The following is a 15,953-nucleotide window of genomic DNA, read 5'->3' as shown; positions in this document are numbered from 1 at the left end:
GACCTTCGGCGTGTTCAGGATGTAGGTCATGAAAATTGAACACACCCCAGCGTATGCACTTATGTTCACAGCTCTTTGGCTGGCGTTATCCTTTGCCTATGTATTCGGAACGTTTATTACCGCGCATGGCTTCTCAGGCCTTATTCGGATCGACGACCTGATAATCGCATCATCTGGCGTCGTTTGCGTGATCGTTGCAGTCGTAATTCCACTACTTATTGTGATTTGCTCCGCCTATGTTCGATATTATCCATCTCGCCTGAAATGGGGATCAATTTCGACAATAGTATTGTGCATATCGATCATTGTCGCGGGTGTTTGCATCCTGCTCTACGCAGCGGGATTGGAACGCGACTACAATTTTGGAATATGGCCATTGATGATTGTTATGATCAGTGCCGGCTCTATACCTCTCAATATAGGCGCTCACTATGATGCCACAAACAATAGCCGGATTGGTCGGGCTACCTCTATTGTTATCTGCGGCTGCGTGATTTCATTTTTGGTGGGCTCGGCTCAGCCACACGTATTTAAAGAACACGCAAAGTGATGCGCAACAGTTTCAAAGGGAGACATTGTCGTGCACGAGGGCGTTATAGTTCTATCGGCAGAGTCCGGCATATTTATCAAATCAACAAACTCATCGAATATGTCTTTCATAAGCAAAGATGCGTTCGATCGTATAACCATATCTCGGTGTATTCGGGCTGCTCCCTCATAATGCGCGGCCGCCGGGCCTCCGCAGCACCTTCTCCATCGCCCTCCCCTTGGCCACCTCGTCCACCAGCTTGTCGAGATACCGCAGCTCGCGCATGAACGGGTCCTCGATCTCCTCCACGCGATAGCCGCAGATCATCCCCGTGATCAGCGTCCGGTTCGGGTTCATCGCCGGCGCCTCGGCGAAGAAGGCCTCGAAATCGGTCTTCGCCTCCAGCAGCGCCTCCAGCTGATCCTGCGAATAGCCGGTCAGCCAGCGGATGACCTCGTCCACCTCGGCCCGCGTCCGGCCCTTCTTCTCCGCCTTGGCGACATAGTGGACATGGACGCTGGCCACGCTCGTCCGGCGGATGCGGTCGGTCGCGCTGGTCGCCATCGGCGTCGCTCCATGTTCCGTTCGGTCCCGGACGCGTTATACCGGTGAAGCCTCAGGAGACCATCATGGCCAAGCCGACCGAAGCCGACCTCAACGCCCTCGACGTCACCCCGGCGGAGGCGGCGGAGGTCAACGCTATCGCCAATCCGCTGCTGGCCGGCGCGGCGCCGGACGCCAACGACGACCTGGTCCGCATCCGCTCCACCCCCGACGGCGTGGTCTTCGTCACCATCAATCGGCCGGAGAAACGCAACGCCTTCGACGCCCCGACCATCGCCGCCCTCTACGAGGCCTTCGAGACCCTGCAGGGCGCCGACCATGTGCGGGTGGTCTTCATCCGTGGCGCGGGCGGCACCTTCAGCGCCGGCGCCGACCTCGGCTGGATGCGCGACGCCACCGGCTGGTCCGAGGCCGACAACCGCTCCGACGCCATGGGTCTGGCGAAGATGCTCAAGGCCCTGCACGACGTCCCGGCCCTGACCGTGGCCGTCGTCGAGGGCGCGGCCATGGGCGGCGGGGCCGGCATCGTCGCCGCCTGCGACATGGCCGTAGCGGTCAAGGGAACCCGCTTCGCCTTCTCCGAGGTCAAGCTGGGCCTGATCCCGGCGACGATCGCCCCCTATGTGGTCGAGGCCGTCGGCGCCCGCACCGCCCGCGCCCTGTTCATGACCGCCGACGCCTTCGACGCCGACGCCGCGAAGCAGTTCGGCCTGGTCGGCCACGTGCTCGGCTCGGCCGACGAGATCGACGCCTTCATCACCGCCTTCGCCGACTCCATGAAGGCCTGCGCCCCCGGCGCCGTCGGCGACGCCAAACGCCTCGTCCACCACGTCGCAGGCCACCGCCTCGACCACGGTCTGATGGAAGACACCGCCCGCCGCATCGCCCACGCCCGCGTCTCCGACGAAGGCCAGGAAGGCGTCCGCGCCTACCTCGAAAAGCGCAAGCCGGGCTGGGCGGAGTAGGCGCCGCCACGTCCCTTCTCCCCCGGGGGAGAAGGACGCTGATGCCGCGCTGCAAATCCGCCGGCTGTCCGCACAAGGCGAGGCCCGGCTGTCCCGCTCCCTCCCCCCGCTTCAGGCCGAAGCGGCGAAGAGTCGTGCCTGCTTCTCCCTCCCCGCCCTCGGGGAGGGTGGCCGAGCCGCAGGCGAGGACGGGCGGGGGCGGCCGCAAGGCCGCGCCGATCCCCGCCAGCCGTCCCCACCCGGTCGCTTCGCGACCCCCCTCCCCGAACGGGGAGGGAGAGGCCTTACCTCGCCCCTAGCCCTTGGCCCCTCGCCCCTCTAAGAAAATCCCATGTTCAAATCCGTCCTGGTCGCCAATCGCGGCGAGATCGCCTGCCGCGTGTTCCGCACCGCCCGCCGCATGGGGCTGCGCACCATCGCCATCTATTCGGAGGCCGACGCCGGCGCCCTGCACGTCCGCGAGGCCGACGAGGCCGTGGTGATCGGCCCTGCCGCGTCCCGCGAATCCTATCTCGACGCCGCCAGGGTGCTGGCCGCCGCGAAACAGACCGGCGCCGAGGCCATCCACCCCGGCTACGGCTTCCTGTCCGAGAACGCCGACTTCGCCGAGGCCGTGATGGCCGCCGGCCTCGTCTGGATCGGCCCGCCGCCCGCCTCGATCCGCGCCATGGGCCTCAAGGACGCCGCCAAGAAGCTGATGATCGAGGCCGGCGTGCCGGTCACTCCCGGCTACCAGGGCGAGGACCAGTCCGACGAGACCCTGACCGCCGAGGCCGCCCGCATCGGCTACCCCGTGCTGATCAAGGCCGTCGCCGGCGGCGGCGGCAAGGGGATGAAGCGCGTCGATCGTCCCGAGGATTTCGCCGACGGCCTCGCCTCCGCCCGCCGCGAGGGCCAGTCCTCCTTCGGCGACCCCCGCGTGCTGATCGAGAGCTACATCACCCGCCCGCGCCACATCGAGGTGCAGGTCTTCGGCGACCGCCATGGCAATGTCGTCCACCTGCACGAACGCGACTGCTCGCTGCAGCGCCGCCACCAGAAGGTCATCGAGGAGGCCCCCGCCCCCGGCATGGACGCCGCCACGCGCCAGGCCGTTACAGACGCCGCCGTCCGCGCCGCCCGCGCGGTGAACTACGAGGGCGCCGGCACCATCGAATTCATCGCCGACGCCTCCGACGGCCTGAAGGCGGACCGGATCTGGTTCATGGAGATGAACACCCGCCTGCAGGTCGAACACCCCGTCACCGAGGCGATCACCGGCGTCGATCTGGTCGAATGGCAGCTGCGCGTCGCCGCCGGCGAGCCGATCCCGCTGAAGCAGGCCGACATCCCCCTGAACGGCTGGGCCATGGAGGCGCGGCTGTATGCGGAGGACCCCGCCAACGGCTTCCTGCCCAGCATCGGGCGGCTGGAGCATTTCCGGATACCGGAGGATGTCCGCGTCGACACCGGCGTCACCGAGGGCGGCGAGGTCAGCCAGTTCTACGACCCGATGATCGCCAAGCTGATCGTCCACGAGGGCACGCGCGAAGAGGCCGCCGAATCCCTCGCCGAGGCCTGCGCCGGTGTCGAGGTCTGGCCGGTGAAGACCAACGCCGGCTTCCTCGTCCGCTGCCTCGAACACCCGCGGTTCGTCGAGGGTGACGTCGATACGGGGTTCATCGCCGCCGAAGCCACGTCGCTTGAGCCCCCCGCGCCGTCCCCAATTCTGCTAGCCGAAGTCGCCAACCACGCGCTCGACCGCGCGCCGCCGGGCGATGAGGAAACCTCCGCCTGGTCTTCGCTGGCGGGAGCCCGTGGTTTCAGGCTGAACGCGGCTCCGATCCGAACGGTCCGCCTCTGGCTGGACGATGGGCATCGTGACGTCGTGCCCGCCGAAGGGTCGTCCTACCAGCGCACGACAATCATCCACGAGGACGAGATCATCGGTTTTGAGAATGGCGTCGCGCATCCCTTCAGGGATCGAGCCCCGGTTTCTGGCGGCTCCTCTGCCGGCCCCGCCTCCGACGGCTCCCTCCGCGCCCCCATGCCCGGCAAGATCGTCGCCACGCCCGCCAAGGCCGGCGACCCCGCCACCAAGGGCCAGCCTGTCGTCGTGCTGGAAGCGATGAAGATGGAGCACGCCCTCGTCGCCCCGTTCGACGGCGTGGTCGAGACCGTCTCCGTCACGGTCGGCGATCAGGTCACGGACGGGACCGTGCTGGCGGTGGTGAAGGCGGCCGACTGAGCTCGCCTTTCCTCTCCGCCGTCACCCTCGAGCTTGACCCGAGGGCCAGACCGTCCGGTGCTCGGTGGAAGGGCTTGCGGCGCGTTTGGCGGGCCGTCCTCCGCGCATGGCCCGGCCCTTGCCTCTGATCCTCGGGTCAAGCCCGAGGATGACGGATCAGGGGCTCGCCAGCCTGACCACGCCCGTCATCACGATTCGTCGTCCGATCCTCATCGCCGTGATTTACGCCAGCCGCCCGGCGAAGTCTCCCGCCCCGCGCACGGATGATGCTAAAGCCGCGCCATGTCTCTCCACATGATCAAGCTGTGCGTCGGCGTCGCCCGGGTCGAGACGCTGGAGCGCCGCGCCGCCAAGGGCGAATGGCTGACCGTCCACACCCGCATGACGCCCAAACGCGCCGCCGAGCTCGAGGACGGCGGCTCCCTGTTCTGGGTCATGAAGGGCTCGGTGGTCTGCCGCATGCCGATCCTCGACATCGCCACCCGGGGCGAGGGCAAGGCCTCGATGTGCCATATCAAGCTGTCGCCCGAGGTGATCCGCACCGCTCCCCAGGCCCGCCGTCCCTTCCAGGGCTGGCGCTATCTCGAGCCGAAGGACGCGCCGCTCGACCTGTCGACCATGGAGGCCGGCGACCTGCCCGACGACCTGGCCCGCCAGCTGCGGGAGATGGGGGCTTGGTAGGGTCTGGCGACCAGGGACTAGGGGAAGCAGAGCAATCCTGCGACCATCCCCGCGCCACCCGATTCCCGATCCCTGGCCCCTAGCCCCTGGCCCGCATGCCCTCCGCCCGCTCCGACCGCCTCGAGGACGCCCTGCACCGCATCTTCGAGGGCGGGAAGAACACCCGCGCCAGCTGGTTCGCCCTGACCGGCGGCGAAACCCTCTTCGCCGAGGGCGACACCGCCGACACCCTCTACCTGCTGCGCTCGGGCCGCCTCGGCGTCTTCCGTCCCAACGTCGACGCGGACCGCCCGCCCCTGTTCGTCGGCGTCATCCGCCCGGGCGAGCCGGCCGGCGAAATGGCCATGCTGGCCGGCACCGAACACACCGCCGACGTCGTCGCCCTCCGTGACTCCGAGGTGCTGGCCCTGCCCCGCGACGCCTTCTTCGAGGCCGCTCGCACCGAACCCGACCTGATGGTCGAGCTGTCCCGCCTGATGATCCAGCGCGCCCGCGACCGGCGCTCGGGAGGCGGCGAACCCAGCGTGTTCGGCTTCATCTCGGCCCGGCCGCGCCCGATCCGCGCCTTCGTCGAGCGCATCGCAGCCGCCATCGAGGCGGACGGCTTCAGCTGCCAGGTCATCGACCAGTCCGCCCTGTCCTCCGCCAGCGAATGGTTTAGCCGGGTCGAGGACGCCCACGACTACGTCCTCTACGTCGCCGAGATGGATGAGCCCGCCTGGGCCGCCCTGTGCGCCCGGCAGGTCGACCGCGTTTTCGTCGTCGGAGCCGGGCTGATGGCCCCGCCCAACCGGCCCCTGCCCCACGCCGGCGTGCTCGACGCCCAGCGCCGCACCGACCTGATCCTGCTGCGCGACCCGCGCATGGCCAATCCGGCCAACACCGGCGTATGGATCGACGCCGTCTCGCCCGGCCGCTGGTTTCAGGCCGTCGAGGGCGACCAAGCCGACGCCGAACGCATGGGCCGGGTCATCACCGGCTCGGCCGTCGGCGTGGTCATGTCGGGCGGCGGCGCCCGGGCCTATTCGCACATCGGCGCGCTCAGGGCCCTGAGGGAAGCAGGCGTCCCGATCGACTTCGTCGGCGGGGCCTCGATGGGCGCGGTCATCGCCGCGGGGCCCGCCCTCAACTGGTCGCAGGAGGAGCTGGAGGCGCGCATCCGCAAGGCCTTCGTGGTCAGCGACCCGCTGTCCGACCTCGCCTTTCCCATGCTGGCCATGACCCGCGCGAAGAAGGTCGACCGCCTGCTGGAAGAGGCCTACGGCGACGTCGATCTCGCCGACCTGCACAGGCCCTTCTTCGCCGTCTCGACCAATCTGACCAGCGGCAAGCTGGAGGTGCACCGGCGCGGCCTGATGCGGCGCGCCATGCGAGCCTCCATCGCCATTCCCGGGATCCTGCCGCCCGTGGTCATGGACGGCCAGGTGCTGGTCGACGGCGCCGTTCTGAAGAACCTCCCCGCCGAGGTGATGCGCAACATGAACGCCGGCCCGGTGATCGGCGTGGACATGTCCGAGACGCGCGGCGTCGACCCCGAGGTGATCGAGCATCCACCCTCTATCTGGCGCCTGATCGCCACCGGCGCCTGGCGCCGCGGCCCGCCGATCGTCTCGATCCTGATGCGCTCCGCGACCCTGACCACGGACGCGGATCTTGAGAGCTCGCGCGCGGCGACTGACCTGCTGGTCCAGCCCACCCCGGACGGCCTCGACATCCGCGACTGGAAAGGCTTCGACCCCGGCGTCGATGCGGGCTACCGCGCCACCCGCGAGGCGCTGGAGGGCCTCGACCGGCCGGTCACCCATCTGCGCCGCCGCTCGCCGCTCAGCGTCTCCGCGCCACGAGAAACAGACGCGGGAACGGCATCAGGGTCGTCCCGTCGGGCCGCTGCGGAAACGCCGCGGAAAGGCGGCCGCCGAGTGCGTCGAGATACGCCGTCCGCATGACCTCGTCCGGCAAGGCGGCGAGGAACGGCCGCAGCGCCGTCCCCTTCATCCATTCCAGCACCGCGTCCGGCCCCGACAGCGCCTGCAAATACGTCGTCGCCCAGATGTCGACCTCCCGGCAGGCTTCGGCCAGCACCGCGTAATAGGCCTCCGGCTCCAGCAGCGGCGCGATCGCGCCGACCCCCGCCAGCGCCCCTGCCCAAGGCCCCTCCGCCGCCACCTCCCGCATCAGCGCATGATGCCGCGTTTCGTGAGCCATCGGCATCTGCACGGCGATGACGCCGCCCGGCGCCAGCGCCCCGGTCAGCCGCCGCAACAGCGCCTCATGGTCGGGCAGCCAGTGCAGCGAGGCGTTGGCGAAGATCAGGTCCGCCGGCCGCTCCGGCGCCCAGCCCGCGATGTCGCCCCGCCGCCAGTCGATATCGCGGCCCCGCGCCCTCGCCTGCTCCAGCATGGCCTCGCTGGAATCCAGCCCGTGCACCCGCGCCTCCGGATATCGGGCCCTCAGCCGGACCGCATGCTGCCCGGCGCCGCAGCCCAGATCCCAGATCTCCGCCGGGACCAGGTCGTCGGGCAGGCGCGCCAGCAGGTCATGGGCGGCGCGGTCGCGCTCGCGTTCGAAGCGGCTGTACTGAAGGGGGTCCCACGCGGGGGGCGTGTCGGTCATGCCGGATCGCCTCCGTGGATCGGGCGATGGTACAGCCTCTCAGGATCGAACTGAGGACCTCCGGCTCCACAAACCGGCGCTCTAACCAGCTGAGCTAAGGCTGCACGTATCCGCGCGAGCGGCGTGTCTAGCCGTGTCGCTGGCGGCGATCAAGGTGGATTTCGAAGATTGGGACGAGGGCGGGGCCTGGAACCAGGCCCCTGATCGCTACGTCCACCCCTTCGACGCGATATACTCCTGGAGCGCCGCGATCCGGCTGGCGTCCGAAGGGTGGGTCGAGGCGAACTCGGGGGTCGAGCCCTGACGCTGTTCGGCCATCAGCCGCCACAGGGCGATGGCCTCGGACGGCCGGTAGCCGGCCCGTTGCAGATAGTCCACGCCGAGCCGGTCGGCCTCCAGCTCATGGCGGCGCGAGAACGGCAGCAGCACGCCGAGCTGGGCCCCGAGGCCGCCGATCGCGCCGGCCGCCTTGGCGTAGTCGCCGGCCGCGCTCTGCACGCCGCTCAGCACCAGACTGGTCGCGGCGGACGAGGAGTAGCGTTCGGCGGCGTGGCGGGCGACGACATGGCCCACCTCGTGACCGAGCACGGCGGCCAGCTGGTCGTCGTTGCGGACCAGGTTCAGCAGGCCCGTGGTCACGCCGATCTTGCCCGAGGGGAGGACGAAGGCGTTGGGGCTCTGGCTGACGAAGACCGCATAATCCCAGCTCCGGTCGGTGAGGCCGGCCGCCTCGACGATCCGGGCGCCTACGCGGCGGACGCGGGCGTTGGCGGCGGCGTCTGAGGAGGTCGGCTGGGTGCGCAGCGCCTGCGCCCAGGCGGCCTCGGACTGCTGGGTCAGAGCGTTGTCGTCGACGATCAGGAACTGGCTGCGGCCGAGGGTCTCGTTGTAGGCGCAGGCAGCCAGTGACAGGGCGGTGGCGGCCGCAAGGGCCACGGTCAGGGGGCGGGTCAGGGGGCGGGTCATCGGCGAACTCCGTTTCGGCTTCGCCGCACAACGCCCGAGCAGGCCCGATCGCTCCCGCCGCATACGAAAACGCCCCGGCCGCTGGGGCCGGGGCGTCTCGTCTTTTGCTGGAACCTGCCGGCCTATTCGGCCAGACGGAACCGGATGGTGAAGCGGGCGCGCCCGCCTTCGGCCACCCCGTCGACCGTCCGGGGCGAGAACCGCGCCCTGGACATCGAGCGAAGCGCGGCCTGACCGAACCCGGCGCCGGCGGGATCCTCCGACACGATCGAGCAGTTCGTGGCCGAACCGTTCGGGGACACGTTGCAGACCAGCTGCACGGTGCCGGACTCGATGCCGCGGGACGAAGCGCGTTCCGGGAACTCAGGCGCGGGCTGGCGCTGCCAGGTCACGTTGCTGATTTCCGGCGGACGCGGCGGCGGCGGCGGCAGCGGGATCGTCACCGGTCCGTCGATGCGGCCCGGCGGGATCGTCGAGGGGATCCGGTCTTCCTTCGGCGTCGGCGGCACCGGAAGCGGCGGCACCGGCAGGGTCACCGGAAGCGGAGCCGGCACACGCACCTGCAGCTTCGGCGGCGGCGCCGTTTCCGGCGGCGGCGGCGGGGGCGGCGGGGGCGGCGGGGGCGGCGGGATCGGTTCGATCAGCTCGACGTCGACGGAGTCGTCCGAATAGTTCACCTCGCGCAGCTTGAACTGGGCGTTGATGAAATAGAAGGCCAGCAGGGCGAACAGCAGGCACACGACCACGACGCTGGCGATGAACACGTGCGGGGGAACCCCGAAAATGCCCTTCGGCTTCGGCGGGTCGTAGAGACTGCGATGATATTCGACTTCAGTCATGTTTTCACCGCTCCTACTATGCCGACTGGTCTTCGCCGACCAGGGCGACGCTGTAGAAACCACTGTCCTGAAGCGAATTCATGACCTGCATGAAATCCCCGTACCGGGTCGTCTGATCCGCGCGGATGAAGATCCGCTCGTCCGACGGCGTCTTGTTGCCGATCAGATCGAGCAACGTGGCCCCGACGCCATCGGGGCCCTCGAGGACCTCGTTGTCGCCGATATAGACCCGCGAGTTGGCCTGGATCGAGACGTAGAACGGCTTCGGCGGGTTCGGTGCCATCGGTGCGACCGCCACCGGCAGTTTCACCTCCACCGACACGGTGGCGAGCGGGGCCGCCACCATGAAGATGATGAGCAGGACAAGCATAATGTCCACGAACGGCGTGACGTTGATCTCGCTGTTCTGCTCGATGGCGTACTTGCCGCCGCCGCCACCTGAAAGTTTGGCGGCCATCCGACTTACGCCCCCTTGTCGAGGTTACGCGACACGGCGTTCATCAGCTCGGCGTTGAAGCCGTCCGAACGGGTGCCGTAGGCCGCGATGCGGGTGTTGAAGTAGTTGTAGAAAATAACCGCCGGGATAGCGGCGAAGAGGCCGATTCCGGTGGCCAGCAGCGCCTCGGCGATACCGGGGGCGACGACGGCCAGGTTGGTCGTGTTTGTGTTCGCGATGCCGATGAACGAGTTCATGACGCCGTAGACGGTGCCGAACAGACCGATGAACGGCGCGGTCGAACCGACGGAGGCCATGAACTGCTGGCCGCCCGACAGGCGCTTGGCCAGGCCGGACTGAACGGCCGAGACGGCGGCCTGGGCGCGGTTGATCGCCGAGTCGCGGTGATCGCCAGTGACCGAGAGGCCCGCCTGACGCGACAGCTCGACTTCGTCGGTGGCCGCGGCGGCCATGTCGGCCAGCGGGTTGCCTTCGAACTCTTCCGAAGTGGCCACGCGGCGCATGTCGGCGATCGTGCGGGTCTGACGGAAGGCTTCGAGGAAGCGGTCGGTGCTGCGGTTCAGGGCGCCGAACTCGAACAGTTTGATCAGCAGGATCACCCAGGTGAATACCGAGGCGAGCAGCAGGCCGATCATGACGACCTTAACGACGATGTCCGCGTCCATGAACATGCGCGCGGGCGTCAGCTTGCCGTGGCTTTCGCCGCCGACTTCGCCGGGCGCCGCGGCGTCAGCGGCCGGAGCCGCCTCGGTCGTCGGAGCGGGAGCCGCGGTGGTGGTCGCAGCGGGAGCCGCGGCGGCCGGAGCGGCGGCCGGGGCGGTGGCATCCTGCGCGAGGACCGGCGTACCGGCCATCAGGACGGCGGCGCCGGCCATGGCCAGGAGGATGTTGGTCTTCTTGATATCGAGCATAGTTCGCCAGTTCCTGCTTTTTTGGTCTGACTCGGTGGAACCCTGAGGAACGGCCGCAGACGACGCCCGCCCCTCCATGAAAATCTCGTCTGCAGCGCCGGGGCCCCTTGCGGAACTCCGGTCTGCGGAACGCCTCCTGACGCTTCCGGTTGCCTGTCGGCTTCCGGGGCGGTGTCGACGGCGTCGGGATATGGAGAATCCCGCCTCCGCCGACCGCTCGCCAAGGAAAGCGGTCAAGCTCCTTTGGCGAACGCTTACCAGAGCGTCAAGTGCGCAACGGCGCTTTTCCCCCTGCGGGAGAGCAAGCGTGTTCAACGGCGAGGATTCAGGCCGAAAGCGACAATTTCATGATGGATGACACCGATGTCTCCCGGTGTCCGGAGAGGATGGTGCCTGGGGGCGGATTCGAACCACCGACACGCGGATTTTCAATCCGCTGCTCTACCAACTGAGCTACCCAGGCGAGGCGTCCATTCGCGAGAGCGGCGTCTATAGGCGAGCCGTTTTCAGGTGTCCAGCGGTCATGTCAGCCTTCCTCGTCGTCCCGGGAAGGCGCGTCGTCGGCCGGGCCGGGAACGGCGTAGGAGCCGGCGAACCAGCGCTGCAGATCCACGTCGGCGCAGCGTTTGGAGCAGAACGGCTTGTATTTCGCGTCGGCCGGCAAGCGCCGGCAGATGGGACAGGTCGCCATCGCTTCAGCCTTCATCGATTTCCACGCCGCCCGACAGCGCGGGATCGGCCTTCACCCTGGCCCGCGGACCCAGCCGGGCCGCCAGCGTCTCCGCCACAGCCGCGATCGCGGCCGGGCACCGCAGTGTCAGATGAGGAGCGGCCGTATTCCCCGCCAGCGCCAGCCCGAGCCGCCGCACCGCGTCGATGGCCCGGGTCTCAGGCGTCGGCCGCCCGTCCGGCCCCAGCAACCGCTCCTCGATCGGCCTCATTCGCCACGGCAGGGACAGCATCAGCACGCCGAAGCGGTTGACCGGCCCGAAGGCGATCTCCGGATCGCTCCCGAACGCCGCCTTCGCCGCCGCCAGCATAGCCGCCCCATCGTGGCCGGTCCCGACCAGATCGACCGCCACCAGTCCGCCCCAGCCCTTCAGCCTGATCAGCCGCGCCGCCTGCATCAGCCCATCGCGGTTAGCCCGGCCCCTGTCGCGCGGTCCGCCGCGGCCCGGCGCGGGGGCGTGATCGATGTCCACCGCCACGAGGGCGCGCGTCCGCTCCACCGCCAGCCGCACGCCGAGATGCGCGAACAGGGCCCCGGGCGCCAGCGCCTCCTCCTCCGCCTCGAGACTCGCCCGCATCGCCGCGGCCCCGGTGCGCGGCTCGACGCCCGGCGCCAGTCGGGCAAGCGTTTCCGCCACCGTCGGCGCGGGCCGCAGCAGCCGCGGCTCGCCCTCACCCGCCCCGATGAGGCGCAGCGTCGGCCCCTTGTGCTCGCGCGGTTCGGCCGAGACCTCGACCTCGACCTTCTCCCCGAGGGCGATCCGGTCGCTCTTGCGCAGCGGCAGGAAGCCGAAGGGCTCCCGCGCACCCAGATCCACGAACGCCCCTTTCAGCCCGGAATCGACGGCGGCGACCCGGCCTGCCGCCCGCGCGCCAAGCCGATGCTGTGCGACGTCACTCTCTCTCTGCAGGATCAGGTGTTCGAAACGGCCGTTGCGAACGACCATGCCCCGGACCTCGCCGGGCGTCTCGTCCAGAAAGGTCTCGAGCTCGCTCACTCCGCCCGCCAGCCGGCCCCGGCCAGCAGGTTGACCGTTTCATGTAGCGGCAGGCCGACGATGGCCGGATAGCTGCCGACGATTCGCGTCACGAAGGCCCCGGCCCGGCCCTGGATGCCGTAGCCCCCGGCCTTGCCCCGCCACTCCCCTGATCGGACATAGGCGGCGATCTCGGCGTCGGACAGAACCTTGAAGCTGACCCGCGCCTCGACGACCCGATGCCGGATCAGCCTTCCGGTGGCGACCGCCACCCCCGTTAACACCCGGTGATTGCGTCCGGACAGCAGCTTCAGGAAGCGCACCGCCTCGGCCTCGTCGGCCGCCTTCTCCAGCAGCCGGCGGCCCACCGCCACCACGGTGTCGGCGGCCAGCACCACCGCGTCCGGCGCCCGCGCGGCGGCCACTCCGGCCTTGGCGCGCGCCAGCCGGGCGGCGAGGCGCGGCGGCGTCTCGTCCTTCAGCGGCGTCTCGTCGATGTCGGCGGGTTCGATTCGGTCGGGAACGATCCCGACCAGCGCCAGCAGCTCCACGCGGCGCGGGCTGGCCGACGCCAGCACGAGGTCAGGGCGGGCCATCCAGCCCTGCCCTTACTTGAAGCGATAGGTGATGCGGCCCTTGGTCAGGTCGTAGGGCGTCATCTCGACCAGGACCTTGTCGCCGGCCAGCACGCGGATGCGGTTCTTGCGCATCTTGCCCGCGGTATGGGCGATGATCTCGTGGTCGTTCTCGAGCGTCACGCGGAACGTCGCGTTCGGCAGCAGTTCGCTGACTACGCCAGGAAACTCGAGCAGTTCTTCCTTAGCCATGCGGCCTCTCGCGCCCCGTGAATACAAGTCTGGGCGCGCGCCGGGCGAAAGCGCGCGTCGAAAAGAGCGGGCCTAATGCCTGAAAACATCGGGATAGTCGAGATCAACCGCGCCGGTAGAGCGCCGTCACCAGGGTGAACAGCCGCCGCGCCGTCTCGTGGTCGATGGCGATCTTGCCGTCCAGCCGGGCCTTCAGCAGGTCGGCGCCTTCGTTGTGCAGGCCGCGGCGGCCCATGTCGACGGCCTCGATCTGGCTCGGCGACGTGCCGCGCAGGGCTTCGTAATAGCTGTCGCAGATACCGATATAGTCCTTCACCACCTTATTCAGCGGATTCAGCGACAGGCCATGGGCCTTGGCGAATCCCGGACCGGAGATGTCGAGAACCAGCCGCCCGTCCAGCAGCGAGAGCTTCAACGCATAGGGGCCGCCGCTCGCGCCCGCCGGCTCGAAGCTGTTCTTCTCAACGAGGTCGAAGATCGCCACCCGGCGCTCGTGCTCGATCTCGGCCGTCGCCGCCGGCAGGGTCGCCGCATCCAGCTCGACCGAGGACAGGCGGTGCTCGCTCACGCCGGCTCCGGCCCGTCGCCCAGATGGGTGGGCGCCACACGCGCCGGCCAACGCTCCGACAGGTCGGTCAGCACCGCGTCGAGGCATTCGACGTCGATGCGCAGATCGCCGCCGCCCGCGAACATCAGCGTCACCCGGCCACCCGGCGCCTCGCCCGGCTCGAAATCCATCGCCAGCAGCTCCAGCGCGTGCTCCGGCCCGCGCGGCAACCGGCGGCTCTTCACCGACAGGACGTCGCCGAACTGCATCGCCGACATCACTCGAGTCCCGCCGCACTCCCAGCAGAACCGGCTCAGGGCCAACGTCACCCGCCGCGCCGAGGGCTCCCAGACGATGTCGACCGGCCGCAGGATCGCGTCCTGCAGCGCGGCCGAGATGATGTGCAGGTCGTCCGCGTCCTCGGCCAGCAGGCGCAGCGGCTCCACGGCCGTTCCCGTCGTCGCATTGTCGGCGGTCGCCGCCTCAGTGCTCATGTCCATCGCCCTTGATCCGGCGGATTTGCGCGCCGCAGGCCCCGAGCTTCTCTTCCAGCCGCTCGAACCCGCGATCCAGATGATACACGCGTCCGACCGTGGTTTCGCCCTCGGCGACGAGACCGGCGATGACGAGGCTCACGGAGGCCCGCAGGTCGGTGGCCATGACCTGGGCGCCGTGCAGCGCCTCGACCCCGCGCACCACCGCCTCGCCGGCGTGGACGTGAATGTCCGCCCCCAGCCGGCCCAGCTCCGGCGCGTGCATGAAGCGGTTCTCGAAGATGTTCTCGTGGATGACGCTGTCGCCCTCGGCGGTCGTCATCAGCGCCATGAACTGCGCCTGCAGGTCCGTGGCGAACCCGGGATAGACTTCCGTCGCGATATTGACGGCCTTCAACCGCAGCGCCGGATCGCGGCGAACGATGACGCCGTCTTCGGTCGGCGTCACCTCGACCCCGGCCTCGATCATCTTGTCGGTCAAGGCCTGCATCAGCTCGGGGCGGGCCTTCGTCAGCCGCACCTCGCCCCCGGCCATGGCCGCGGCCACGGCGTAGGAGCCCATCTCGATCCGATCGGCGATAACCGGCCATTCGGTCCCGCCCAGCGAACTCACGCCGGTGATCACCAGCTCGCCCGTGTCGATCCCCTCGACCCGGGCGCCCATGGCGACGAGGCAGCGGGCCAGATCGCCAATCTCCGGCTCGCGCGCGGCCTTCTTCAACACCGTCACGCCATCGGCGAGCACCGCCGTCAGCAGGGCGTGCTCGGTGGCCCCGACCGAGACGAACGGGAACTCGATCTCGGCCCCCTTCAGCCCCTTCGGCGCGCGGGCGATGACATAGCCCTCGTCCAGTTCGATCTCGACGCCCATGGCGGTCAGCGCCTGAAGGTGCAGGTCGACCGGCCGCGCTCCGATGGTGCAGCCGCCCGGCAGCGACACCCTCGCCTCGCCCGTTCTGGCCAGCAGCGGCCCGAGCACGTTGAACGAGGCCCGCATCTGCCGGACCAGATCATAGGGCGCGAAGGTCGAGCTGATCTGCGCCGCGTGGAACAGGGTTTCCTGCTCTTCCCCGTGCCCGTTCTCGGTCACCTCGACGCCCAGCTCGCGCAGCAGCCGGCCGAGGAATTTCGTGTCCGCCAGCCGCGGCATGTTGGTCAGGCGCAGCGGCTGATCGGTCAGGATCGAGGCGGCCATCAGCTTGAGGGCGGAATTCTTGGCGCCGCTGACCGGGATGATTCCGTTCAGCCGGGCGCCGCCTTGGATGGCGATGCTGTCCATGTCGTCTCTACAGGCCGGCGCGGGGAGCGCCGGGGGCCGGCTATCTAGCCCGGACGACGGGGGTTGCGAAAGGCCGCCCGAACGGTACGGCCGATGACTTTCAGTTGCTCGGCTTTACCGGCTTCGGCGCCCGGGCCGCGGCCTTGCGCCGCTTCAGATTGTCTCTCAAGGCCGTCGCGAGACGCTGGGCCCGGGCCGTCGCAGGCGTCTTCGGCGGCGCCAGCGGGTCCGGCAGGCTGGGCGGAAGGTGGGGCAGGGGCGCTGGAATCTTCGACTCGTCCATCAGTCGATCAGACCCGCTGCGGACCTTTTTCGCAAGCAGGCCAAATCGGGGCTTCCCCCGTTGTC

18 protein-coding genes, 2 tRNA genes and 1 pseudogene are annotated in these 15,953 nt (G+C 69.0%); 5 read left to right on the top strand and 16 right to left on the bottom strand.

The genetic code is table 11. The annotated features are described in order from the left end of the window. Window positions 1-28: 28 nt before the first annotated feature. Entirely contained in the window at window positions 29-550 is a 522-nt protein-coding gene (locus VEC04_RS03910) for a hypothetical protein (protein WP_324774036.1), read from the top strand. Between the two features lie 165 nt (window positions 551-715). On the opposite strand, the gene VEC04_RS03905 is transcribed toward VEC04_RS03910, so the two are convergent. After that, the gene (locus VEC04_RS03905; RefSeq protein ID WP_324774034.1) at window positions 716-1,093 is read right to left on the bottom strand and encodes a DUF2200 domain-containing protein; all 378 of its coding nucleotides are present in this window, start codon (window positions 1,091-1,093) and stop codon (window positions 716-718) included. A gap of 65 nt (window positions 1,094-1,158) precedes the next feature. Between VEC04_RS03905 and VEC04_RS03900 the strand changes: the two genes are divergently transcribed. From VEC04_RS03900 to VEC04_RS03885, 4 genes are all read left to right on the top strand, one after another. After that, window positions 1,159-2,058 carry an enoyl-CoA hydratase-related protein gene (locus tag VEC04_RS03900; protein ID WP_324774032.1) on the top strand — a complete coding sequence of 300 codons (900 nt, stop codon included), beginning with the start codon at window positions 1,159-1,161 and terminating at the stop codon, window positions 2,056-2,058. Window positions 2,059-2,389: 331 nt separating this feature from the next. Beyond that, a complete protein-coding gene (locus VEC04_RS03895) occupies window positions 2,390-4,285 on the top strand; it encodes an acetyl/propionyl/methylcrotonyl-CoA carboxylase subunit alpha (protein WP_324774030.1) in 1,896 nt (631 codons plus the stop codon). A gap of 282 nt (window positions 4,286-4,567) precedes the next feature. Beyond that, entirely contained in the window at window positions 4,568-4,966 is a 399-nt protein-coding gene (locus tag VEC04_RS03890; RefSeq protein WP_324774028.1) for a DUF1489 domain-containing protein, read from the top strand. Window positions 4,967-5,061: 95 nt separating this feature from the next. Beyond that, on the top strand, window positions 5,062-6,912 hold the full coding sequence (locus tag VEC04_RS03885) for a patatin-like phospholipase family protein (protein WP_324774026.1): 1,851 nt from the start codon (window positions 5,062-5,064) through the stop codon (window positions 6,910-6,912). Between the two features lie 244 nt (window positions 6,913-7,156). Here the strand turns inward: VEC04_RS03885 and VEC04_RS03880 are convergent. The 15 genes and pseudogenes from VEC04_RS03880 to VEC04_RS03810 form a co-directional block, all read right to left on the bottom strand. Next, window positions 7,157-7,579: pseudogene (locus tag VEC04_RS03880) on the bottom strand (methyltransferase domain-containing protein); the annotation flags it as partial. A gap of 27 nt (window positions 7,580-7,606) precedes the next feature. Beyond that, window positions 7,607-7,683, bottom strand: a tRNA-His gene (locus VEC04_RS03875). Between the two features lie 103 nt (window positions 7,684-7,786). Continuing rightward, window positions 7,787-8,545, bottom strand: coding sequence for a M48 family metallopeptidase (locus tag VEC04_RS03870; RefSeq protein ID WP_324774024.1), 759 nt, complete (start codon window positions 8,543-8,545; stop codon window positions 7,787-7,789). A 122-nt stretch (window positions 8,546-8,667) separates the two neighbouring features. Further along, a complete protein-coding gene (locus VEC04_RS03865) occupies window positions 8,668-9,384 on the bottom strand; it encodes an energy transducer TonB (protein WP_324774022.1) in 717 nt (238 codons plus the stop codon). Window positions 9,385-9,400: 16 nt separating this feature from the next. Next, a complete protein-coding gene (locus VEC04_RS03860) occupies window positions 9,401-9,841 on the bottom strand; it encodes a biopolymer transporter ExbD (protein WP_324774020.1) in 441 nt (146 codons plus the stop codon). 5 nt (window positions 9,842-9,846) lie between these two features. After that, window positions 9,847-10,752 carry a tonB-system energizer ExbB gene (gene exbB / locus VEC04_RS03855; protein ID WP_324774018.1) on the bottom strand — a complete coding sequence of 302 codons (906 nt, stop codon included), beginning with the start codon at window positions 10,750-10,752 and terminating at the stop codon, window positions 9,847-9,849. 387 nt (window positions 10,753-11,139) lie between these two features. Then, window positions 11,140-11,215 (bottom strand) — tRNA-Phe (locus VEC04_RS03850). Between the two features lie 63 nt (window positions 11,216-11,278). Further along, the gene (locus VEC04_RS03845; protein WP_324774016.1) at window positions 11,279-11,443 is read right to left on the bottom strand and encodes a DNA gyrase inhibitor YacG; all 165 of its coding nucleotides are present in this window, start codon (window positions 11,441-11,443) and stop codon (window positions 11,279-11,281) included. A 4-nt stretch (window positions 11,444-11,447) separates the two neighbouring features. Beyond that, window positions 11,448-12,479 carry an RNA-binding protein gene (locus VEC04_RS03840; protein WP_324774014.1) on the bottom strand — a complete coding sequence of 344 codons (1,032 nt, stop codon included), beginning with the start codon at window positions 12,477-12,479 and terminating at the stop codon, window positions 11,448-11,450. Further along, the gene (locus VEC04_RS03835) at window positions 12,476-13,054 is read right to left on the bottom strand and encodes a Maf family protein (protein WP_324774012.1); all 579 of its coding nucleotides are present in this window, start codon (window positions 13,052-13,054) and stop codon (window positions 12,476-12,478) included. Before VEC04_RS03835 ends, VEC04_RS03840 begins: the two co-directional genes overlap by 4 nt. A gap of 12 nt (window positions 13,055-13,066) precedes the next feature. Further along, window positions 13,067-13,285, bottom strand: a complete 219-nt coding sequence (infA, locus tag VEC04_RS03830; protein ID WP_003164348.1) for a translation initiation factor IF-1 — start codon at window positions 13,283-13,285, stop codon at window positions 13,067-13,069. A gap of 103 nt (window positions 13,286-13,388) precedes the next feature. Then, a complete protein-coding gene (locus VEC04_RS03825) occupies window positions 13,389-13,853 on the bottom strand; it encodes a UPF0262 family protein (RefSeq protein WP_324774003.1) in 465 nt (154 codons plus the stop codon). Continuing rightward, window positions 13,850-14,326: a DUF2948 family protein gene (locus VEC04_RS03820; RefSeq protein ID WP_414642643.1), complete on the bottom strand. Its 477-nt coding sequence runs from the start codon at window positions 14,324-14,326 to the stop codon at window positions 13,850-13,852. The genes VEC04_RS03825 and VEC04_RS03820 overlap by 4 nt, the downstream gene beginning before the upstream one ends. Further along, complete coding sequence (gene murA, locus VEC04_RS03815) at window positions 14,316-15,605, bottom strand: UDP-N-acetylglucosamine 1-carboxyvinyltransferase (RefSeq protein ID WP_324773998.1); 1,290 nt, start codon at window positions 15,603-15,605, stop codon at window positions 14,316-14,318. Before murA ends, VEC04_RS03820 begins: the two co-directional genes overlap by 11 nt. 100 nt (window positions 15,606-15,705) lie before the next feature. After that, window positions 15,706-15,888, bottom strand: a complete 183-nt coding sequence (locus VEC04_RS03810) for a hypothetical protein (protein WP_324773996.1) — start codon at window positions 15,886-15,888, stop codon at window positions 15,706-15,708. Between the last annotated feature and the right edge of the window lie 65 nt (window positions 15,889-15,953).

The sequence above is a fragment of the Brevundimonas sp. genome (assembly GCF_035626535.1).
Lineage (GTDB): Bacteria > Pseudomonadota > Alphaproteobacteria > Caulobacterales > Caulobacteraceae > Brevundimonas.
This window is presented reverse-complemented; position numbering and strand designations above follow the sequence as displayed.